14 protein-coding genes and 1 tRNA gene are annotated in these 21,944 nt (G+C 70.9%); 9 read left to right on the forward strand and 6 right to left on the reverse strand.

The annotated features are described in order from the left end of the window. Positions 1–104 precede the first annotated feature (104 nt). Both ABT114_RS21110 and ABT114_RS21115 read right to left on the reverse strand, forming a co-directional pair. Entirely contained in the window at positions 105–3,377 is a 3,273-nt protein-coding gene (locus ABT114_RS21110) for an SUKH-4 family immunity protein (RefSeq protein WP_351144335.1), read from the reverse strand. 8 nt (positions 3,378–3,385) lie between these two features. After that, complete coding sequence (locus tag ABT114_RS21115) at positions 3,386–4,426, reverse strand: SMI1/KNR4 family protein (protein WP_351144336.1); 1,041 nt, start codon at positions 4,424–4,426, stop codon at positions 3,386–3,388. Positions 4,427–4,727: 301 nt separating this feature from the next. Between ABT114_RS21115 and ABT114_RS21120 the strand changes: the two genes are divergently transcribed. Then, positions 4,728–5,264 carry a YwqJ-related putative deaminase gene (locus tag ABT114_RS21120; RefSeq protein ID WP_351144337.1) on the forward strand — a complete coding sequence of 179 codons (537 nt, stop codon included), beginning with the start codon at positions 4,728–4,730 and terminating at the stop codon, positions 5,262–5,264. A gap of 46 nt (positions 5,265–5,310) precedes the next feature. Next, on the forward strand, positions 5,311–5,805 hold the full coding sequence (locus ABT114_RS21125) for an SUKH-3 domain-containing protein (protein WP_351144532.1): 495 nt from the start codon (positions 5,311–5,313) through the stop codon (positions 5,803–5,805). A gap of 63 nt (positions 5,806–5,868) precedes the next feature. On the opposite strand, the gene ABT114_RS21130 is transcribed toward ABT114_RS21125, so the two are convergent. Continuing rightward, entirely contained in the window at positions 5,869–7,179 is a 1,311-nt protein-coding gene (locus ABT114_RS21130) for a sensor histidine kinase (RefSeq protein ID WP_351144338.1), read from the reverse strand. Between the two features lie 528 nt (positions 7,180–7,707). Between ABT114_RS21130 and ABT114_RS21140 the strand changes: the two genes are divergently transcribed. The 5 genes from ABT114_RS21140 to pth all read left to right on the forward strand — a co-directional run bounded on the left by ABT114_RS21140 (position 7,708) and on the right by pth (position 11,996). Continuing rightward, positions 7,708–7,782, forward strand: a tRNA-Gln gene (locus tag ABT114_RS21140). Positions 7,783–7,892: 110 nt separating this feature from the next. Beyond that, entirely contained in the window at positions 7,893–9,341 is a 1,449-nt protein-coding gene (glmU, locus tag ABT114_RS21145; protein WP_351144339.1) for a bifunctional UDP-N-acetylglucosamine diphosphorylase/glucosamine-1-phosphate N-acetyltransferase GlmU, read from the forward strand. A 134-nt stretch (positions 9,342–9,475) separates the two neighbouring features. Next, a complete protein-coding gene (locus ABT114_RS21150) occupies positions 9,476–10,450 on the forward strand; it encodes a ribose-phosphate diphosphokinase (RefSeq protein WP_351144340.1) in 975 nt (324 codons plus the stop codon). 236 nt (positions 10,451–10,686) lie between these two features. Further along, a complete protein-coding gene (locus ABT114_RS21155; RefSeq protein WP_351144341.1) occupies positions 10,687–11,283 on the forward strand; it encodes a 50S ribosomal protein L25/general stress protein Ctc in 597 nt (198 codons plus the stop codon). A gap of 116 nt (positions 11,284–11,399) precedes the next feature. After that, positions 11,400–11,996, forward strand: a complete 597-nt coding sequence (gene pth / locus ABT114_RS21160) for an aminoacyl-tRNA hydrolase (protein ID WP_351144342.1) — start codon at positions 11,400–11,402, stop codon at positions 11,994–11,996. Between the two features lie 6 nt (positions 11,997–12,002). Here pth and ABT114_RS21165 read toward each other — a convergent pair whose 3' ends face one another. Next, positions 12,003–16,340, reverse strand: a complete 4,338-nt coding sequence (locus tag ABT114_RS21165) for a caspase family protein (RefSeq protein ID WP_351144343.1) — start codon at positions 16,338–16,340, stop codon at positions 12,003–12,005. Then, a complete protein-coding gene (locus tag ABT114_RS21170; RefSeq protein ID WP_351144344.1) occupies positions 16,337–17,596 on the reverse strand; it encodes a lipase family protein in 1,260 nt (419 codons plus the stop codon). Before ABT114_RS21170 ends, ABT114_RS21165 begins: the two co-directional genes overlap by 4 nt. Positions 17,597–17,722: 126 nt before the next feature. On the opposite strand from ABT114_RS21170, the gene ABT114_RS21175 reads away from it, so the two are divergent. Continuing rightward, positions 17,723–18,211: a hypothetical protein gene (locus tag ABT114_RS21175; RefSeq protein ID WP_351144345.1), complete on the forward strand. Its 489-nt coding sequence runs from the start codon at positions 17,723–17,725 to the stop codon at positions 18,209–18,211. Positions 18,212–18,355: 144 nt separating this feature from the next. After that, the gene (locus ABT114_RS21180; RefSeq protein ID WP_351144346.1) at positions 18,356–19,009 is read left to right on the forward strand and encodes an LPXTG cell wall anchor domain-containing protein; all 654 of its coding nucleotides are present in this window, start codon (positions 18,356–18,358) and stop codon (positions 19,007–19,009) included. Between the two features lie 67 nt (positions 19,010–19,076). Here ABT114_RS21180 and ppc read toward each other — a convergent pair whose 3' ends face one another. Further along, complete coding sequence (gene ppc / locus ABT114_RS21185; protein ID WP_351144347.1) at positions 19,077–21,809, reverse strand: phosphoenolpyruvate carboxylase; 2,733 nt, start codon at positions 21,807–21,809, stop codon at positions 19,077–19,079. Positions 21,810–21,944: the final 135 nt, after the last annotated feature.

Consider the following 21,944-nt stretch of genomic DNA (forward strand, 5'->3'; position numbering starts at 1 on the left):
GGAAAGGGTTCACAGCCGAAAGGGTCGGCCCCGGTCCATTCACCGGGGCCGACCCTTTCGATTACTTCATCCGCTTTCGGCTTGGCTGTTGCTCTACGGCTTGGTCAGAGCAGGCCGTCCCACATCTGCTCCAGCAGCACCGACCACCAGCTCTCCGGGGAACCGAGCGCCGCCGGGTCCAGCGAGGCCAGCTGGGCCTGGAAGTCGACGGTCCAGCGGCCCGCCTGCTCCTGGTTCAGGCCGAAGCGCAGTCGCCACATCCGGCCGAGCAGCGCCAGACTGCGCGTGAACTCCGGCAGCCCGGTGTTCACGAACTGCGGCGGCAGCGACGCACCACCCGGCCCCGCCTCCACGGGCACGGCGACGATGTTCGCCGTGCCGTACTGCACACAGATCGCCTTGCCGAAGTCGCTGCCCATCACCAGGTACGAGCCCGCGTCCGGCGCGGGCTGCACACCGCGCTCCTGCGCCAGCTCCGCCAGCGTCGGCACCGGCCGGCCCGGCTGGGCCTGCGCCCAGAAGAACGGGCCCATGTCCAACGGCAGACCCGCCACCACCAGCGTGTGCGCCACGACCGGCGGCACGCCCTGCCGGGACACCGCGGCCCGCTCGAACCGGAACACCCCCGGCCCGAACGCCGCCGCCAGCTCCTGGGCGATCCCCTCCGGCGCGATCGGCGGCGCCGCCTGCACCGGCGGCAACGGAGCACGCACCGGCGCCAGGCGCGCGGGACCGTCCGCCACCTGGTGCAACTCGCCCTGGTGCGCCAGCAACTGCCGCATGCCCTGCTGCCGGCTCGCGTGATCCGTGCCGTACGGCGCGATGCTCGCGATCCGCGCCTGCGGCCACTGCTCCCGGATCATCCGCGCGCAGTACGCACCCGGCAGCTCGCACGACTCCAGCTCCGTGTGCAGTTCGAGCACCTGGCCCGGCGGCACGTTCATGCCTCGCAGCTCGTGGAAGATCTGCCACTCCGGGTGCGGCGTACCCGGCGCCGAACGCCGGATCAGCTGCTGCTCGGAACCGTCCTGCGCGCGGTAGCGCAGCACGGCCTGATAGCCCGGTCCGACCGTCGGCTGGGCAGCGACCGGCGGCGCCGGCTGACCGGGAGGCGGCGGCATCGTGCCAGGCGGCATCGCGCCGGGCGGCATCGCGCCGGGCGGCATTGACTGGGGAGCGCCCGGAGCCATACCGGGGGCGCCAGGAACACCGGGGGCACCGGGAGCCTGCGGCGGCGGGAACGAGCCGGGGGCACCAGGGGCCTGCGGCGGCGGGAACGTGCCAGGGGCACCCACTGGGGGCGCGGCCAGCACGGTCTCAGCCTGATGCACAGCACCACGCGCGTCCCCTGAGGAGCCTTGCCCGCCGGGGGCGCCCGGGACACCTGGGGCGCCCGGAGCCGCCGGTGCGCCGGGGCCGTCCGGCGTGCCCGGGAGACCCGGTGCGCCGGGAGCGCCGGGAGCGCCGTGCAGGTTGGGTGCACCCGGGGCGCCAGGTGGATTGGGGACGCCCGGCGCGGGCGGCATGCCAGGGGCACCCGGAGGCTGCGGAGCGCCCGGACCGACCGGAGGCTGCGGAGCGCCCGGACCGCCCGCGCCGAGCCGACCGGGATCGGCCAGCATCGTGGCGGCGTGGTGAACACCGCCCGGAGGCGTACCGCCGGGCGGGTTCGGCGCACCGGGCGGATTCGGGGCGCCGGGCGGATTCGGGGCTCCAGGCGGGTTCGGTGCGGGCGGGACCCCCGGGGCGCCCGGAGGCTGCGGACCGCCCACCGCACCAGGACCCTCGGGCCCGTCGGGGCCGAGCGCCGACACCAGCTGCGTAGGCACATAGCCGCCGGCAGGCGTCGCCGGAGCACCGGGCGCGGACTGCGGTGCGGGAGGAGGCATGCTGCCCGGCCTCGCACCCGGCACCCCCGGAACGCCCGGCGGAGGCGGCGGCGCACCCGCGCCCCCCGCGCGCCGCGGCGGTGCCGCCTTGCTGGTCGCGGCGTCGGCGATGTCCCCGGCGTTCGGCGGAAGCTGCCGCCCCGGCGCCCCCGGACCGGCCGGCGGCTGGGGCGAGCCCTGCGGATAGCCGTAGGAGGACGCCCCCGGCGCGGGCACGCCCTGCGGCGGACCAGCCGGGGCACCCGGAGCACCGGGCCCCTGCGGGTACCCGTACAACGGAGCACCGGGCGGCGGAGGCGGCGTACCGCCCGGCACCGGCCCCGGCGCGGGAGCACCCGGAGGGGGCGTACCCGGGACAGGCTGCTGCCCCTGCGGATACCCATACGCCACAGCCGGCGGAGGAGGAGGCGGAGGCGGCGTACCGCCCGGCACGGACGCACCCGGAGCGGCCGACCCTTGCGGGTATCCGTACGACGCACCCGGACCACCCGGCGCAGACGCGCCCGGAACAGGCGTACCCGGGGCGGGCTGCTGCCCCTGCGGATACCCGTACGACGCACCCGGACCACCCGGCGCAGGCGCCATACCGCCCGGCGTACCGGGTGCCCCCGGCGTGGACGAGGCGTCGAGAGCCGGTGCCACCGCCGTCGGCGGGAGCTGGCTGCCGCCCGACATCAGCGCCGTCTTGGCGTCCGGCGGCACCGCGGACGGCGTGCTGTCGTCGGCGTCACTCAGCGGCGGCGCGAACACGGTCGCGGGCAGCGGTACGGAACGGTCGTCCCCGGAGTCCCCGTTGGTGTCCGTCCCCGCCCAGGGCGTCGCCCCCGCGGGCACACCCGGCGCTCCGGCACGCGTTCCCGCGCCGTCACCACTCTCCGCCCCCGCGGAAGGCCACGACACGCCACCACCGGACGCGCCGCCCTGCGAGTCCCGCAAGTCCCGCCCGCCCGGCGCACTCGCCCCACCGTGCGCCCCCGACGGACCGGACGCGCCAGATGCACCACCAGATGTACCCGATGCACCAGGCGCACCTGGCGCACCTGGCGCACCGGCGTGCGTCTCCGGAAGCGAACCCCCACCCCCGGACACTGCACCCTCGCCCCGCCGGTCCGGACTACCCAGCTTGTCCGCCGCCTCCTGCAACCACTCCGGCGGACTCAACAAGAACGACGTCTGATTCAGATCCACCCGCGCCGCAGGCGGCACCGCGTCGGCCACCGCGTCCTCGGCACGGCCGTACTCCTCCTCGTACCGGCGGATCACCTCACCCACCGGCAGCGCCGGCCACAACGTGGCCTCCCCGCTGTCCCGCGCGATCACCAGCCGCTGCGCACCCCCGTCCGAACGCGGCCCGTCCGCACGGTCCTCGGCCCACACCACGAACCCGAGCTCGAACTCCCGTACCCGCACCTCACGATGCAAATACGCCGGAACATCCCCGTTGACCCACTCTTCCGCGCGCTCCTGCGCCTGCGCGAACGTCACCATCGCCGAAGTCACTCCCCCACCGAAGCCGCAGACCCGGACTGGGCGGCAGACGCAGACGCAGACGGACCCGCAGCGGACGCCGCCGGCACCACACGCGCGAACCCGCCGTCCACCATCAGGTTCGCCACCGTCTCCAACTCCGGCGGATTACCCGCCAGCCGCGACAGAAAGACGTCGAAGTCCTCACCGCACGGCAGCAGCAACCGCTCCACCCGCTCCGCCGGCGCCCACGTCGGATCCACGTCCCGCACGTCGTCGTACGCGCAGAACCACACCGAACCGATCCGGTCGCCCTTCACCTTCACGGCCAGCAACCCACCCTGGACGAAACCGACACCCAGGTAATCCTTCGTCAAATGGTCACGCAGGCACTTGTTCACATACACCAGGTCATTGACCGCCGCCTCGTCCCGCACCGTGAAGAACGGCTGGTCGATCAACAGCCCCAACTCGGCATCCAACGCCGCACCCACGGGCGCACAACCACCCGCCGCCTTCAAGAACGACCGATACGCACCCGGCAGCCGGTACCCCAGGTCCTCCTCGACCCCCTGCACCTGCTCCTCCGACACCGCCACACCCGACTTCGGCAGCCCGAAATGCGCGGGCCGCGTCTCCTGCAACGGCCGCGTCCCCCGCTTCCCCTGATCCACCGCCGTCGTCGCGATCCCACCGTGATGCCGCAGCAACGCCTTCACCTCGACCGGAACCAACTCCAGCCGCCGCGAACCCACCACGTGATGCCACGCCCAGCCATGCGGAGTGGCCACATCCGCCACCGTGTCCCACAAGTCGTGCCCCGACGCCGCCAACGCCGCGTTCGCCGACACATAGTCCGTCAACCGCAACTCGTCGACCCCGAAACCCTCCGGCGGCTCCGCGATCTCCGCAACCGCACGCGCATACGGCGAGAAGTCCGGATAACCGTGCTCGTCAACCCGCACCCCTCTCGGGTGACGCGCAGCCCGCACCGGATCCGGAAAGTGCACGACCTGCCCGGCATAGGCCGCGTTCGGCGGCGCGGCTTGCCCGAGCCGACCTGTCGTCATGGCGGTTGCCCCCTGCGGCACTCTGTACGGCCCCCAGCGCCCGGTTCCGCTTCCGCTCCCCGGCACACCACGGCCCGTATCGGACTGTCTCCTACGGTCTCCCACGCGCGTTGACCGCGCGCAGCACGGTGCCGACAGCCTATGCGGTACGACGACACCGGTCACCGGGCCTCCACTTCCGTGACCAGCCGTCACCCCGCCGTGACAGCCCGCCCAAACCGGGCGTGTCGCACCGCCCCAGCTTCCGCACCCGCCACGCGATTTGGCACCCTGGGTCCGCCGGGGGGATGCTCGGGAGGGGATGACGATCATGAACGCGACGCAAACGGGACCGCACACCGGGCCCCACACCGCCACATCCGGAGACCCCCGGGTCGGCTGGAGTGCCACCGAAACACCCCACGCCCCCACCCTCCGCCACCGCCGCGACGGCATACTCCCCACCATCGCCGCCGCCCTCTCCGTCCACGGCGCCACCCTCACCGGCACCGCCGCCCGCGGCGACCAGCCCCCCGCCCTGCACCCCCTCGTCCAGGACTTCCTCGACACCCTCACCAGCGCCCAACGCGACCGCTTCACCGGCCGCTGCGCCGAAGCACTCCTCATCTCCCGCCACATCGCCGCCGCCGACGCCACCCGCAGCAAACGCGCCGCCCGCAAACCGATGACCAACGGCGAAGCCCGCAAAATCCTCAAACAGGCCAAACTCACCGCCCGCCGCATCCGCGAGGACGGCGACCCCCTCCACGGCAGCTTCGCCACCCCCTGCCGCGCCTGCACCGCCCTCAGCGCCCACTTCGGCGTACGCATCGTCGACCCCACGGCAACCGCCGACTGACCCCCCACCCCCGCACCAACCCATGAACCCGACGAACGCAGGGCAGATGCACCCCGACCGCACCACGAGCACACGCTTCCCCGCACCCGTCGACGCCGCCCTGCGCGCCGCCGGCTGGCAACCCGGACGCTGGGACATCAGACAAGCCGAGATCTGGGCCGACGCCCTGCGCGAACACACCTCACCCGCCGGACACCGCCACACCGTGTTCCCCGCCGCCGTCGAGGCCTGGGCCGAATTCGGCGGCCTGCACATCACGCCCCCCGGCCCCGGCCGCCAGGTAGCCCCCGCCACCCTCCACCTCGACCCCCTGCACGGCCTCCACATGGCCCGCACCCTCGGCGACCTCGGCCGCGCCCTCGACACCGAGGTCTGCCCCCTCGGCACCGAAACCGACACCCAGGCCGTCCTCACCATCGACACCGAAGGCCGCGTCTACACCCTCGACCACACCGGCGACTGGTACCTCGGCCCCGACATCGACCAGGCCCTCACCGCCCTCGTCTCCGGCATCGAACCCGTACGACTCACCGCCGGCTGAACAGCGCCCCACCGCCGGCCGCACAGCCCCGCGACCGTCGGCCGCACAGCCCCGCGACCGCGCCTACGACGCCGGAATCACCGCCGACACCCGAAAACCCCCCGCATCCGTCGGCCCCGACACGAACACACCCCCGAGCGCCGCCACCCGCTCCTTCATCCCCACCAGCCCATTGCCCCCCGACGGCAACCGAGCCGACGACGCCGACGACACCTCCGGCGGCGGCTCGTTCTCCACCTGCATCGCGATCTCCGACACCCGATGCGCCAACCGCACATACGTCTTCGCACCCGCCGCATGCTTGTGGACGTTCGTCAACGCCTCCTGCACCACGCGATACGCCGTCTGCTCGACCTCCGCGGCATACGACCGCGTCTCCCCCTCCACCGACAGATCCACGACCATCCCCGCAGCCGCCGACTGCCCCACCAACTCCTCCAACTCCGACAGACACGGCCCCTCGGCCTCATCAGCCGCCCGCGAAGCCGCCGCCGCAGCCGCCACCCCCACCGCCACCAACGGCACCGACGACCGCTCCCGCCGCTCCGCCGCACCATCCCCACTGCGCAGCACCCCGAGCATCTCCCGCAACTCGGTCAACGCCTGCCGCCCCATGTCCCCCACCAAAGCGGCATTCCGTACCGCCTTCTCGGGATCCTTCCGCGCCACCGCCTGAAGCGCCGCCGCATGCACCACCATCAGACTCACCCGATGCGCGACGACGTCATGCATCTCCCGCGCGATCCGCGTCCGCTCCTCGTTACGCGCCCACTCCGCCCGCTCCTCAGCCCGCTCGGCCAGCAGCTGAAGCTCCCGCTCCAGGCTGTCGGCCCGCTCCCGAAGACTCTCCATCAACCGCCGCCGCGCCCCCACATACAGGCCCAGCAGAACAGGCGGCGCCGTCAGACCCAGCGACGTCGTGATCGAAGCGAACGGAATGAACCAGTCACCCAGCGCGAAATCCCCCCGCGCCATGTCCTGACGCACCCGCACCAACATCACGATCAACATCCCCACCAGGGACATCCCCGCCAGCGACGCGATGATCCGCCGGGGCAGCTCCGACGCGGCCAGCGTGTACAGCCCCACGATGCCCATCAGATAGCCCATCTGGGCCGGAGTGATCGCGATCGACACCAGCACGACGGCGATCGGCCATTTCCGCCGAATCAGCAGCACGGAGCCGGCCAAAACCCCGAAGACCATCCCCGCGGCCAACGGAATCCCCGCGTCCCGCCCGAACCGCATCCCCTCGAACGCACACTCCGCCGCGGACACCGCCGCCAGCGCCCCGTCCAGCAGGGCACTACGCCACCTCACCCACCACCACGGCCCCGTGCGGGCCTCGGCGTGCTCTTCCCCCGTCGTGGTCATGACTCCAGCCTACGGGCGGCGGGCCGGGCTTTTCCGGCGAGTTTCCGCGACCGGTCCACACCACACTCCCTAATCGAATAACAGCGAAACTCCCCGATATCCCTCGAACTACTGAACCATCGACCGTTCGACCCCGGAGCCATACGACGACCTGAGGCACAAGGCGAGGGAGCTACGTCTCCAGGGCTGGACGTACGACCAGAACCAGGTCGAGCTGGGGTGCTCGAAGAGTTCGATCTCGCTGTAGGTGCGGGATCTGCCGAAGCCGGAGCCGCGCTGCACGCCAGAGGAGCGGCGAGCCCTCGCGAACGAAGGGCTGGCGCATCTGCGCGCAGCCCAGGACCAAGAGCGCGAAGCGACAAAGAGGGCGGCGGCGGCCGAGAGACAGCTGAGGCCTATCGCGGCCGCCTGGTCATCCACGTCACCAAGAGCGCCGAGTTGTACCGTCGCATGGAAGGCGCCTGGTACGGCATAGTGTTGGGTGCCAACTCGGCGACCTGACCAAATGTCCGGTTTAGTCGATATTGTTCCCCCGTGGTGTAATTGGCAGCACTGTGGCTTTTGGTGCCATCTGTCCGGGTTCGAGTCCTGGCGGGGGAGCCATGCTCGGTTCGGGCCCTGACAGCACAGTCAGGGCCCACTCTCATGTCCCCCACGAAACGCCCCGGTATCCTGCGGATGTCCCCACCCCTCCACAGCCGAAGGGCAACCCCGTGAGCGCCATCCGCCCGGCCGCCGTCGTCGTACTCGCAGCGGGTGAGGGCACCCGTATGAAGTCGGCCACACCCAAGGTCCTGCACGACATCTGCGGCCGCAGCCTCGTGGGCCATGTGCTGGCCGCAGCCAGTGAGTTGGCCCCCGAGAACCTCGTCGTCGTGGTCGGTCACGCCCGCGAGAAGGTCACCGCGCATCTCGCCGAGATCGACCCCCAGGTCCGTACGGCCGTCCAGGAGCGACAGAACGGCACCGGGCACGCCGTCCGCATGGCGCTGGAAGAGCTGGGGGGGACGGTGGACGGCACTGTCGTGGTCGTGTGCGGGGACACGCCCCTGCTCACCGGGGAGACCCTCAAGCAGCTCGCCGCGACGCACGCCAAGGACGGCAACGCCGTGACCGTGCTGACCGCGGAGGTGCCGGACGCCACGGGCTACGGCCGTATCGTGCGGGACGGTGCCTCGGGTGCCGTGACGGCGATCGTCGAGCACAAGGACGCCACCGACTCGCAGCGCGCGATCCGTGAGATCAACTCGGGTGTCTTCGCGTTCGACGGTCAGCTCCTCTCCGACGCGCTGGGCAAGGTGCGCACGGACAACAGCCAGGGCGAGGAGTACCTGACGGACGTCCTCGGGATTCTGCGTGAGGCGGGTCACCGTGTCGGTGCCTCGGTGGCCGGGGATCACCGGGAGATCGCGGGTATCAACAACCGTGTGCAGCTCGCCGAGGCGCGTCGCATTCTCAACGACCGGTTGCTGACCGCCGCGATGCTCGGCGGGGTCACGGTGGTGGACCCGGCGACGACCTGGGTGGACGTCACGGTGACGTTCGGACAGGACGTGATCGTGCATCCGGGTACGCAGCTGCAGGGTTCGACGCATCTCGCCGAGGGTGCGGAGGTCGGTCCGAACAGCCGGCTGAAGAACACGACGGTGGGTGCGGGCGCCCGGGTGGACAACACGGTGTCCGACGGGGCGACCGTCGGCCCGCAGGCGACCGTCGGGCCGTACGCCTATCTGCGTCCCGGTACGCGTCTCGGGCTGAAGTCCAAGATCGGTACGTACGTGGAGACGAAGAACGCGTCGATCGGCGAGGGGACGAAGGTGCCGCACCTGTCCTATGTCGGTGACGCGACGATCGGTGAGTACACGAACATCGGTGCCGCAAGTGTCTTTGTGAACTACGACGGCCAGGACAAGCACCACACGACGGTCGGCGCGCACTGCCGCACCGGTTCGGACAACATGTTTGTGGCTCCCGTCACGGTCGGGGACGGTGCCTACACGGCTGCCGGCTCCGTGATCACGAAGGATGTGCCGCCCGGTTCGCTGGCCGTGGCCCGTGGCCAGCAGCGGAATATCGAGGGTTGGGTGGCTCGTAAGCGTCCGGGAAGCGCGGCGGCGAAGGCAGCCGAGGGGGCTTCCCGGCAGCCGGAGAGCGAAGGCTGACCGGAAACGAGTGCGTCTGGGACGGCGTACCGTGATAAGTGCACACCCGCACCCCACCAGCTGAGACGGCCGTTCTTAGTCAGCTGAGCAGGCCTCTCGACACCCAGCTGAGACACCTCTGAGGAGACAGTGCTGTGACCGGGATCAAGACGACCGGCGAGAAGAAGATGATGTTCTTCTCCGGCCGCGCCCACCCCGAGCTTGCCGAGGAGGTCGCCCAGCAGTTGGGTGTCGGGGTTGTCCCGACGAAGGCCTTCGACTTCGCGAACGGCGAGATCTACGTCCGTTATCAGGAGTCGGCGCGCGGCGCGGACTGCTTCGTGATCCAGAGCCACACGGCTCCGATCAACCAGTGGATCATGGAGCAGTTGATCATGATCGACGCGCTGAAGCGTGCGTCGGCTCGCTCCATCACCGTCATCGTGCCGTTCTACGGTTACGCGCGGCAGGACAAGAAGCACCGTGGCCGTGAACCGATCTCGGCGCGTCTGATCGCGGACCTGATGAAGACGGCGGGCGCCGACCGCCTCCTGACCGTGGATCTGCACACGGACCAGATCCAGGGCTTCTTCGACGGTCCCGTCGACCACCTGTTCGCGCTGCCGCTGCTCGCGGACTACGTGGGGCACAAGGTGGACCGCAACAAGCTCACCGTCGTCTCGCCGGACGCCGGCCGGGTGCGGGTGGCCGACCGCTGGTGCGACCGTCTCGGCGCGCCGCTGGCCATCGTGCACAAGCGGCGCGACAAGGACGTGGCGAACCAGGTGACGGTGCACGAGGTCGTGGGTGAGGTCAAGGGCCGGGTCTGCGTCCTGGTCGACGACATGATCGACACCGGTGGGACGATCTGCGCCGCGGCGGACGCGCTGTTCGCGCACGGTGCGGAGGACGTCATCGTGACGGCGACGCACGGTGTGCTGTCGGGTCCGGCGGCGGACCGGCTGAAGAACTCGAAGGTGAGCGAGTTCGTGTTCACGAACACGCTGCCGACGCCGGGCGAGCTGGAGCTGGACAAGATCACGGTGCTGTCGATCGCGCCGACGATCGCGAGTGCGGTGCGTGAGGTGTTCGAGGACGGTTCGGTGACGAGCCTGTTCGACGAGCAGTAGGGATCCGAGCAGCAGGGTCCCAGTGGTAGGGATCCCAGCAGTAAGGATTCGGCACCGGTAGATCCTTTTGGGTGCGGCCTTCCTCTCCGAGTAGACTGTCGAAGTTGCTCGGCGAGGGAGGCCGTTCTCCGTTTGATACGGGGGATCCGGCTGTCCGTTATCGACGCGCTCTTCGTAGCAGGCCGTTCGTGGCCGGGTGACCACGTCCGTCTTCCTAGTTACTACGAGGAGTGATCATGTCCGAGGTCAAGATCTCCGCCGAGACGCGCACCGAGTTCGGTAAGGGTGCCGCCCGTCGTATCCGCCGTGACAGCAAGGTTCCCGGTGTTCTTTACGGGCACGGTTCGGACCCGCTGCACCTGACCCTGCCGGGTCACGAGCTGCTGCTGGCGCTGCGTACGTCGAACGTCCTGATCTCCCTGGACATCGACGGCAAGACCAACGAGCTGGCGATCCCGAAGGCCGTGCAGCGTGACGCGGTCAAGGGCTTCCTCGAGCACGTCGACCTGCAGCTCGTGAAGCGTGGCGAGAAGGTCACCGTCGAGATCCCGGTGCAGACCGAGGGTGAGCTGGCCGCCGGTGGCAACCTGCTCGAGCACGTGCTGAACGCGCTGCCGGTCGAGGCCGAGGCCACGCACATCCCCGAGGCTGTCACGGTGTCGGTGGAGGGTCTGGAGGCCGGTGCCTCGGTCCTCGCCAAGGACATCACCCTGCCGTCCGGCGTGACGCTGACTGTCGACGGGGACACCGTCGTCCTTCAGGTGCTGGCCGCGCAGGCGGAGGAGGCGCCCGAGGGCGCCGAGGGTGAGGGCGAAGCGGCCGCCGAGGCCTGATCCTCGCCGTAGTCGTTTTCTCGTCAGCCGCTGTTCCCTTCAGGGTTCTGAAATGGGGGCAGCGGCTGGCGCGTATCCAAAGGCCTGTCCAAAGGCACATCCGAGGAGACACGCACGTGACGACCGACGCCAACGCCCCGTGGCTGATCGTGGGGCTGGGCAATCCCGGGCCGGAGTACGCGATGAACCGGCACAACGTGGGGTTCATGGTGGCCGATCTGCTGGCCGAGCGGGTCGGGGGGAGGTTCAAGCGGGCGAGCAAGGCGCAGGCGCAGGTCGTCGAGGGGCGGATCGGTCCGCCGGGGCCGGCGAACCGGCGGGTGATCCTGGCGAAGCCGATGTCGTTCATGAACCTGTCGGGTGGTCCGGTGAACGCGCTGCGGGATTTCTACAAGGTGCCGCTTGCGAACGTCGTGGCGGTTCATGACGAGCTGGACATCGACTACGGGGTACTGCGGCTGAAGTTGGGCGGCGGGGACAACGGGCACAACGGGTTGAAGTCGATGACGAAGGCGATGGGTGCGGACTATCACCGGCTGCGGTTCGGGATCGGGCGGCCGCCGGGGCGGATGCAGGTCGCGGATTTCGTGCTGAAGGACTTCTCGTCGGCGGAGCGCAAGGAGCTGGACTTCTTCGTGGACCGGGCGGCGGATGCGGTGGAGTGCTTGGTGATCGAGGGGCTGGAGCGGGCGCAGGGGACGTACAACTCCTGAGGTGGGTCAGGCGGGGGGCAGGTAGGCCGTGAGGTAGGTCTGGATGTCGTCGGTGGCGTCGGGGTGGGCGGCGAGCCAGCGGTCGGCGTGGGCCTGGATCTCGGGGCGGTGAATGGCGGGGGCGTAGTCGGCGAGGGCGCGCAGGAGGTATTTGGCGGCGGCCCGGTAGCCGTTCACACGCAGCCAGGCGAGGGCGACGGGCAGTACGTCGGGATGCGGGGGCGGCATGTCCTTGAGGGCCACGATCAGGCTTTCCAGGACGTAGGAGCCGGGCTGGCCGGCGCCGTGGGGTGAGCGGAGCCAGTTCATCGTGTGCCGGACGGCCTCGCGCTGTGTGTCGGGCGACGTCTGGCGCAGTCTCAGGAGTCCGCCGAGCAGTTTGTCGTCCGTTTTGGTGGGCGCGTAGGCCTCCAGCCAGTCGAGGGTGGCCCGGATCACCTCGGGGTCGAGGGTCTCGGTCCGCACGCATCGGTACAGGAGCACACGCAGGACCCGGTCGTCGCTCGGGGCGGGGTGGTCGAGGTCCAGTCTGTTTCTCGCGAACAGGACGATGTCTTTCTCCATGTCCCCGTCCATCGGGCCGCTGAGCAGCAGTGCGTTCAGTACGGCGTTCTCGGATGCCTCGGTCTCCGGTGTGCGGTGTCGTACGGCGAGCCATGCGCGCACGGCGTCGAGGGTCTGGTCTCTGCCGTCGTCGCCGAGGTCGTCGGGCCGTCTGACCGCCTGGACGAGGAGGCGGGTGCTGCTGTCGTGTGCGGGCCAGGTCAGCGCCCAGTTCAGGGTGTGGCGGGCCACGAGGTGCTCGACGGCCGATGTGTCGAGGCCGGCGGTGGCGTTGTGCCGGGCGGGGCGGAGCTTCTCCAGTACGTAGCCGGCTTCTTCGGTGGCGCCGTGTTGCCCCAGCCACCGCAGGGCCCGGTCGATGCCGGACTCCAGGGCGTCCGCGCGGTCGCCGCGGTGGGCGCACAGCAGGTAGGAAGCGAGGACCGAGGAGGCCGCGGGGCTGTCGAGGTGGGCGTCGATCCAGGACAGTGCGTGGCGCAGGGCGTCGTCGAGCTGGGTTTCGGGCAGTTCGTTGATCAGCAGCAGTCTGCTGAGCACGTAGCTGTCGGCGGGTTCGGTCCGGGGGGTGTCGCTCATGCGTGTGAGTGCGGCGTCCGCGGCTTGGATCCGCTGTTCCTGTGTCATCTCGTGCCGTCGGGCGAGGAGGGCGGACAGGAGCTGTCGGTCCCAGGTGTCGTGTGTGTCGAGCCAGTTCAGGGCCGCGGTGAGGGCGGTGGCGGTGACCGTGGCGCGGTCGGGGTCGGCGGTGGCGTTGTCCTGGTACTTCAGCAGGTTGATCAGGACGTAGCTGGTCTCGGGCAGCAGGGGGTGCCGCCGGAGCCAGGCGAGTGCGGCGGCCGCGCCGGCGGCGGCCTGGTCGGGGGCGGCCTGGAGGTTGGTCTCGTGGAGCAGGGGGGCGAGGACGAAGGAGGCGTCGGGATCCCGCGCGTTCTTTTCGTCGCCGAGCCAGGTGCGGGCGCGGGTGACGGCCTGGCGGGCGATGAGGGGGGACAGCCCGGCCTTGAGCAGGGCTCTGAGGACGAAGCTGGCGACGGGTTTGTCGCCGTGGTAGAGCAGCCATTCGAGGGCGAAGGAGGCGACGGGGGTGGCGTCGGGGAGCAGTGGGCTGTTGAGCGCGGCGGTGTAGATGTAGCTGGTCACTTCGTGGGTGCCGTATCTGGCCATCCAGTCGTGGGTGGCGTTGGCGAGCCGGAAGCGGTCGGCGGGGGGGATGTGCGCGTTGCGCAGCAGGGTGGTGAGGAGGCGTTCGGTGGCGAATTCGTGGCGGAGCTCGTAGGCCAGTTCGACGGCGGCGTGGGCTGCTCGGGCGGCGACGGCGGGGCTGTGGCCGGTGTGGTTGAGGACGGTGTGGATGCGGCCGCGGCTGGCACGGCTGAGGCCGTGGTGCTCCAGCCAGGCGAGTGCGTGGGCGGCGACGTACTGCTCGTAGTGGTCGGTGCGGTCGTCGGGGTCGATGCCGGTGTGGGCGAGGGCGTTGATGAGGTGGATGGCGCCGGGGTCGGTGGCCGTGTGTTGGGTGAGCCAGTCGTGGGCGGCTTCGAGGAGTTCGGTGGGGGCTTCGCCGCAGTTGAGGGCGGCGTCGGTGAGGAAGGCGCGGATGCGTTCGGGTTCGGCCCCGTCCAGCCAGGGGGTGACGAGGGTGTTCCAGTGGGTGACGACGGCCTGGCGCCAGGGGGCGGCGGAGATCATCGCGACGAGGGTGCGGGTGCCGTCGTGGGGGGATTGACGGAGCAGGGCCAGGACGTCGGTCCGGTGGTTCTTGAGCCAGGCGGAGCAGGCGCGGGCGAGGTCGTCGGTGGCGCGGCCCTTCAGGTCGGTTCCCCAGCGGTTGAGGTGTCCGACGGCTCGGCGCAGGGTGTGCAGGTCGCCGTGGAGGGCGTCGAGGAGCTCGCCGGGGGTGTCGGGGTCGAGGGTGTAGCCGTCGGGGAGGCAGGTCTCGTCGAGGAAGAGGTCGGTGACGATGTCGTGGATGGTGTCGAGGGTGTCTTCGGTGCCGGGGGTGTCGGGGTCTTCGGCGGTGAGCAGCCATCCGTGCGCTGTGAGGCGGTTGACGACGTGCGCGCCGGTGGTGGTGCCGGGGTGGTGGCGCAGGACGGTGTCGGCGGCTTGTTCGACGGCGTCGCGGGTGTGGACGCAGGTGAGGGCCGCGGCGGTCGCGGCGAGGAGTTCGGCCGGGTCGGAGGTGGGGCCGAGGTCTTCGTGGGTACGTCGGTCGAACCAGTCGACGAGGGCGCCGGGGCGGGGTACGTCGGCGGCTTCCGGGTCGAGGGTTCCGTCGTCGGCGAGTCGCTCGAGTTCGAGGGCGAGGAGCAGGGCGAGGACGGGGTGGGTGGTGCAGAGTTCGGCCATCTTGTCGTAGCCGAGTGTGGTGCGGGCTTTGAGGGCGACCGTGTGGAAGATGTGCTCGGCGAGGTCGTGCTGGCGGGTCTTGTCGCTGCGGAGTTCGACGACGGCGAAGAGGCTGCGGTAGCCGCGGTTTCGGAGGTCCTTGAGGGCGCCGGGACGTACGGAGGCGACGCAGGCGACGCGCAGGCCGTGTTCGGCTTCGGTGTGCAGGTGGTCGGCGAGTACGCGCAGGTCGAGGCTGTGGTAGCGGTCGAGGTAGTCGAGGACGAGGAGGACGGGGCTGTCGGGGGTGTGGGTGATGGCTTCGCGGATGCCGTCGAGGAGTTGTTCCGCGTCCAGGCCGTTGTCCTGGCGGGGGTGGAAGACCTGCCAGTTGCGGTCCAGGGCGAGTTGGGCGACCTCCAGGCAGGTGCGGGTCTTGCCGGTACCGGCGGGGCCGGTGAGGAGGACTCCGCGCAGCGGATCGTGGTAGCCGGTGGAGTCGGAGGAGTGGGTGAGGCGGGCGAGGATGCGGTCGGGGGCGGTCTCGTGGCCGGGGGCGGGCGGGAGGTAGGGCAGGCGGGTGTCGGTGAGGAACTTGCCCTTGGCGCCGAGCCGGGTGAGGGCCTCCTGGTGGGTGCGCAGCGACTCGGGCCGGTTGGCGAGCGGGGCGGGGCGGAAGCGGGCGCCGGTCCAGTGCTCGTCGTCGGGGCGGGCGAGGGCCTGGCGGCCGTCGGCGCGCAGGACGGCCGCGATCGCGTCGGCGAGGTCGGCGGGGTCGGGGGGCCAGCCCTGGGTGTCGCGGAGTTCTCGTAGGAGGGTGCGGGTGAACAGGCCGCCGCTGGGGTCGCTGTAGGCGACGCTGCCCGACTGGGTGGCTTTCAGCATCAGCAGTTCGGTGCGTGGCCTGGGGCGGTGGACGGTGCCGGGGAACTGGATCTGTCCGTAGCTGTGGGCCTGTGCCCGGAACAGTCGGCAGGCGTCTATGAGGAGCACCTTGCGGGCGATGCCGTCGTTGGCCGGGTTGTGCAGCAGGAAGTCGCGGACGCTGGTGGTGGGCAGGGCCATCGCACCGTCGGCGAAGGGGAGGAGTTCGCCCTGTCCGTCCGGTGCCTGAACGCCGTGTCCGCTCCAGGAGAACCACAGCAGGTCGGCCGTCAGGCCGCGGAGTTGCTTCTGAAGGACGTCTCGGACGTCCGTCTCGCCGGCGGTGCGGCAGTGGGTGATGCCGAGCCGTTCGGCCTCCGATCGGACGTGCTCGCGGTTGCTGTCCAGGGGGGACACGCACAGCCGGATGTGGTCGGCGGGTACGCCGTTGTCCATCAGCCACCGGGCGTGGCCGAGTGCGTCGGCGGCGGCTCCGGGGAGCGGCTGGAGTCCGGCCTCGTACTGTTCGATGCCGACGAGGAGGGCGTGCGTGCGTCGCGGGTCGACGTCGGGCAGGGTCCTGGTCACGCCGAGCCGTCCCGGACGACCTGCGCGAGGAGCCGAAGCACGTCGGGGTTGCGGAAGTAGGCGCTGTGGGATGCCTTGAAGGGCTGTCCCGAGGTGAGTTCCCGGTCCTGTACGCGGCCGGGGAAGGCCGGTTCGGCGAGGAAGGCGAGCAAGTCGCGCCGGTCGTAGACGTTGGTCCAGCGGGGGAAGTGGTCGGGCAGGGGGGCGCCGGGGTCGAGGCAGGGCAGGGCGCCGAGTTCGTGGAGATGTGCGGCCTGGGAGCCGATGGTGACGAGGTGGCGCACGGCGGGGAGGTCCTGCGCGGCGAGGAGGTCGACGGCGGCGATGCCACCGAGGCTGTGGGCGAGGAGCACGAGGGGGCCGTGTGCCGCGGCGACCTCGGCGACGCGCTCCTCGATGAAGGTGCGCAGCCGGTCGCCGCGGGCGAGGTACTTGAGGATGTCGGCGGCTCTGGGGTGGGCCTTGTCCATCAGTGTGGGGCGTTTCCACATGAGGTAGCGCATTCCGCCGAGGGGGGCGACCACCTTCCAGGTGCCGCTCAGGACACCGCGGGTGTCGCCGCCGCCCAGCGCCGCGGCGAGGATGCCGATGGCCTCGTCGCGCCGTTCGGGGGTCCAGCGCAGGGGTCTGCCCTGGCGGGCGATGGCGGCGAGCACGTGGGCGACGGCGGCGGTGGCGAGGGCGGTCGGCAGTTCGCCCGGGGGCAGGCCCTGCGTGAGGGCGTCGCGGCCGGCAGGGCTGTCGAGCACGGCGGTGACGGCGAGCCGGAACTCCTCGTGGGCGCCTGCTTCTTCCAGGAGTGCGGCGAGCTCGTCAGGAGGGGTGGCGGCGATGTCCCGGGCCCGGTGTTCGAGGCGGGGGTCCGGGGGTTCGTCGTAGATGCCGTCGGCTTCGCCGGTGGTGCGGCGGAGCGGTGCCAGGGGGTCTTCGTAGAGCAGTTCCCAGGTGAGGGCGTCGCGGTCACGCTCGGACAGCCCGGACGACTCGGATGATTCGGCCAACGCGGCGGAGGGGTCGGTCCACGGGCCGGCCGCGGGGACGGCGGGCGACAAGGCGGACGGCAGGGCGGGCGACAACGCGGACGGCAGGGTCGCGGCTCCCGCGCCTTCGGGGACGCCGAAGACGTCTCCCCAGTAGCACTCATGGACCTGGAGGTCCGCGTCGACGTCGGCCAGGCCCTTGCGCAGTTCGGCGATCGTCTCGTCGTAGGCCGCGCGTCGCACACCGGTCCCATGGACGAACAGCAGCGCGCTCATCCCGCCCCCCTCGCATGCCTGTCGTTCTCATCTCTCGTTCACCTTAAGAACGTTGGACGCCCCCGTCCCTGGTTCCCGCCCGAACGACATTGACTTTCCGCAAGGCGATGGCCAAGGATCGCGGCCATGCCTTCTGCCGTCGCTTCCAGTCAAGGTGCCCAAGCCGTGCTGCGGTTCGGGCGGTTCACGGCGATGGGTACGGTCGCCGTGCTGATCCTGATCGCGGGCGTGTGGGCGTCCTGGGGGACCGCGCAGCACGTGATGCTGACCAAAGGCCGGGAGAGCGGGACGATCGCGGTGACGCGCTGCGGTGCGGACACCTGCTCGGGCCCCTTCACGCCGGTGTCGCAGGGGGCGGAAGCCCGTGCGCGCGTCGTGATCGAGAAAACGGTCGCGGTGAAGAAGGGGCAGACGTACACGGTCGTGGTGAAGCCGGGCAGCGACGACGTGGTCCGCTCGGGTCCGGCGGGGATCCTGTACGCGTGGGTGCCGATGGGCGGTGCCCTGTTGCTGGCGTCCGTGGTGGTGGCCGGCGGGCTACGGCGGACGCGGGTCGCGTGGGTCATGGCAGGGTCCGGGGCCGTGCTGCTCACGGCTGCTTTCGTGGTGCTCTGACCCTGCCTGGGCGGGTTCACAGCTGTGGAGAGTCTGTTCGTTCTCTGTTCGTGATTGACCAGCGGTCAGTCGGGGCTGGAAGCTGAGCCGCCCCCTCCACATCTTCCCGATCTTCCCCGTTCGCATCTCGAAGATGGACTGCCCATGCGTACCCTCACTCGCGCCGGCGTGCTGACCGCCGTCGCCTCGGCGGCGCTTTTCGCCGCTCCCTCCGCGCACGCCACCGCCCCCGGAGACAACGGCACCGTGAAGATCCACGACGCCACCACCGGGGAGGAGCCGCGTCGCAACGAGCCGCACGTCTGCACCTTCTATCTCGACGCCTTCGGCTTCGACGCCGCCCAGCAGGTCGACTGGCACATCGAGGCCTGGGCCCCGACCGCCGCGACGAAGGGCGAGACCGTGAAGTCCGGCGCCATCACACTGGACGCCGACGGCCACGGCCGTACGGAGGATCTGTCGCTGCCCGACGGGCACTACAAACTGTTCTGGAACTTCGCGGGCGAGAAGGGCGCCGCCAAGCACAAGGTGTTCTGGACGGACTGCGCCGACGACGAGGGTTCGCAGCCCGGTTCCACGCCGAGCGCCTCGGCCTCGTCGAGCGCGTCCGCCGCCGCGTCGGCCTCGGGCTCCACGCCCTCCGGGTCCGCCGCCGCGTCGTCCTCTCCCTCGGCGCAGGGTGCCACCGGCGACCTCGCCGAGACCGGCAACGGAGCTCCGGTCGGGCTGCTGGGCGGCCTGGCGGCCGCGCTGGTCGCGGCCGGCGGTTACCTGGTGTTCCGTCGCCGTAAGGCCTGATCACGTACATGGCGGTGCCCCCGAACCTCCACGAGGCTCGGGGGCACCGCCATGTGCACGAGGACCGTCAGCCGGTGTTGCGCAGGCCCGCCGCGACGCCGTTGACCGTCAGGAGCAGGGCCCGGGCCAGCAGCGGGTCGGACGGCTCGCCGGCCGCCGCGGCGTCGCGCTGTCGCTTGAGCAGGGCGACCTGAAGGTAGGAGATCGGGTCGAGGTAGGCGTCACGGATGGTGAAGGTCTGCCTCAGGACCGGTGTCGCGTCGAGCAGTTCCTGCTCCCCGGTGACCCGCAGCACCTCGCGCACGGTCAGTTCGTGCTCGGCCCTGATGGTGTCGAAGACGTGCTTCAGCTCGTCCGGGACGAGGGTGTCGACGTAGTGCTGGGCGATGCGCAGGTCGGTCTTCGCGAGGGTCATCTCGACGTTGGAGATGAAGTTGCGGAAGAAGTGCCACTGTTCGTGCATCTCGTCGAGCACGGTGTCGAGGCCGGCCTCGCGCAGTGCCTTCAGGCCGGAGCCGACGCCGTACCAGCCGGGGACGATCTGCCGGGACTGGGTCCAGCCGAACACCCACGGGATGGCACGCAGGCCGTCCAGCCCCGCGCCCGAGTCGGGGCGGCGGGAGGGGCGGGAGCCCAGGTGGAGGTCGGCGAGCTGGTCGACCGGGGTGGAGGCGAAGAAGTACGCGGGCAGGTCCGGGTCCTCGACCAGCGTGCGGTAGGCGCCCTCGGCGGCGTTGGACACCACGTCCATCGCGGCGTCCCAGCGGGCCAGGGACTCCTCCGACTGGCGGGGCGCGGTGTGCAGAGCGGAGGCCTGGAGGGTGGCCGCGACGGTCAGCTCCAGGTTCTCCCGGGCCAGGGAGGGGATCAGGTACTTGTCGGAGATGACCTCGCCCTGCTCGGTCACCTTGATCTCGCCCTCCAGGGTGCCCCAGGGCTGGGCGAGGATCGCGTCGTGCGAGGGGCCGCCGCCGCGGCCGACGGTGCCACCGCGGCCGTGGAAGAGGCGCAGGCGGACACCGTAGCGGTGGGCGACGTCGCGCAGGCGACGCTGGGCTCGGTGGATCTCCCACTGGCTGGTGGTGATGCCGCCGAACTTGGAGGAGTCGGAGTAGCCGAGCATGACCTCCTGGACGTCCCCGCGCAGGGCGACGAGGCGCCGGTAGGAGGGGTCGGAGAGCATGTCCTCCAGGATCGTGTCGGCGGCCTTCAGCTCGTCGGTGGTCTCCAGCAGCGGCACGATGCCGATCTTCGCCCAGCCGCCGTGCAGGTCGATCAGGCCGGCCTCGCGGGCCAGGACGGCGGCGGCGAAGACGTCGTCGGCGCCCTGGCACATGGAGATGATGTAGGACTCGATGACCTCGGGTCCGAAGACCTCCAGAGCCCGCTTGACGGTCTGGAAGACGCCGAGGGTCTTGGCGCCGGCCGCGTCCACGGGCGCCGGGGTCGGGCCCAGCGGGCGGCGCGAGCGCAGCTCCTTGGCCAGCAGCTTCGTACGGTAGTCGCGGGGCATGTCCACGTACCGCCAGGACTCCTCGCCGAGCCGGTCGAAGAGCTGGCCGAGGGCGTGGTGGTGGGCGTCGGCGTGCTCGCGGACGTCCATGGTGGCGAGCTGGAGGCCGAAGGCGGCCAGCGTCCTGATGGTGCGGTCCATGCGGCCGTCGGCGAACAGGCCGCCGCGGTGTTCCCGCAGGGAGGTCTGGATCAGCGTCAGGTCGTGCAGCAGCTCGGCGGTGCCCAGGTAGTCGTGGCCGGGGTCATGAGGCGTCCCCTTGGCCAGGCGCTGCTTGGTGTTCTCCAGCTTCTGCCGGATGCAGGTGGCCTTGAGCCGGTAGGGCTCCTCGGCGTTGAGGCGCTTGTAGCGGGGGCTGATCTCGGGCAGGCGTTCGAGGTCGGTCTGGAGGGACTCCAGGAGCTCCTCGGTGGCGCCGGCGTAGCGGATGGAGTTCGACAGGAAGCCGCGCAGCTCGTCGATCATCTCCAGGGCGTCGTTGATGCCGTGCTCGTGCTGGAGGATCAGCACGTCCCAGGTGACCTCGGGGGTCACGTTGGGGTTGCCGTCGCGGTCGCCGCCGATCCAGGTGCCGAAGGTGAGCGGGCGGGTGTCGTCGGGGAGCTTGACGCCGACGCGCTCCAGTTCCGCCGTGAGGTCCTCCAGGACGTCACCGACGGCGCCCGCGTGCAGCTCGTCCAGGTAGTAGATGGCGTTGCGGGCTTCGTCGGCCGGTTCCGGGCGTACGACGCGCAGCTCGTCGGTCTGCCACACCAGGTCGATGTTCTCGGCCAGACGGGTGTCGTAGCGGCGCCGGTCGGACTCGATGACCGGGGTCTCCAGGAGCTCGGCGATGCGCCGGAGCTTGTTCAGTACGGACCGGCGTGCGGCCTCGGTCGGGTGTGCCGTGAACACGGGACGAACGTTGAGGTGCTTGACCGTCTCGCGCAGGTGCTCGGGGTCGGCGTCCTTCAGCCGGTCGGCCGTGCGGGCGAGCAGGCCGCCCTCGGCGGCGCGGCGGGCGCGCAGTTCGCGGCCGCGGTGCACCTGCTCGGTGACGTTGGCCAGGTGGAAGTAGGTGGAGAAGGCGCGGACCAGCTTGGCCGCGGTGTCCAGTTCGGTGCCGCGCAGCAGCTCGGCGGCGGCCTCGCCGTCCTCGCGGGTGAGGCGGCGGACCTTCTCGACCAGCTCCAGGAGCTCGGGACCCTCCTGCCGGACGAGGGTCTCGCCGAGGAGGTCACCCAGTCGGCGGATGTCGGCGCGAAGTTCACTGCTGGTCGTCGTGGTCTGGTCGTCGGCACTGCTCACAGGTGCGGCTCCTTGCAGTGTTGAAGCTCGTCCGGGCGGGAACCCGGATGTACGTCTCGCGCGGCGGCTGCCGCATACGGGCCGGGCATCCGGGAAGGAATGAGAGCGGACCGCGCTGTCCGACCGACTCCAAGG

This window comes from Streptomyces sp. NPDC002088, assembly GCF_040296605.1.
Taxonomy (GTDB): domain Bacteria; phylum Actinomycetota; class Actinomycetes; order Streptomycetales; family Streptomycetaceae; genus Streptomyces.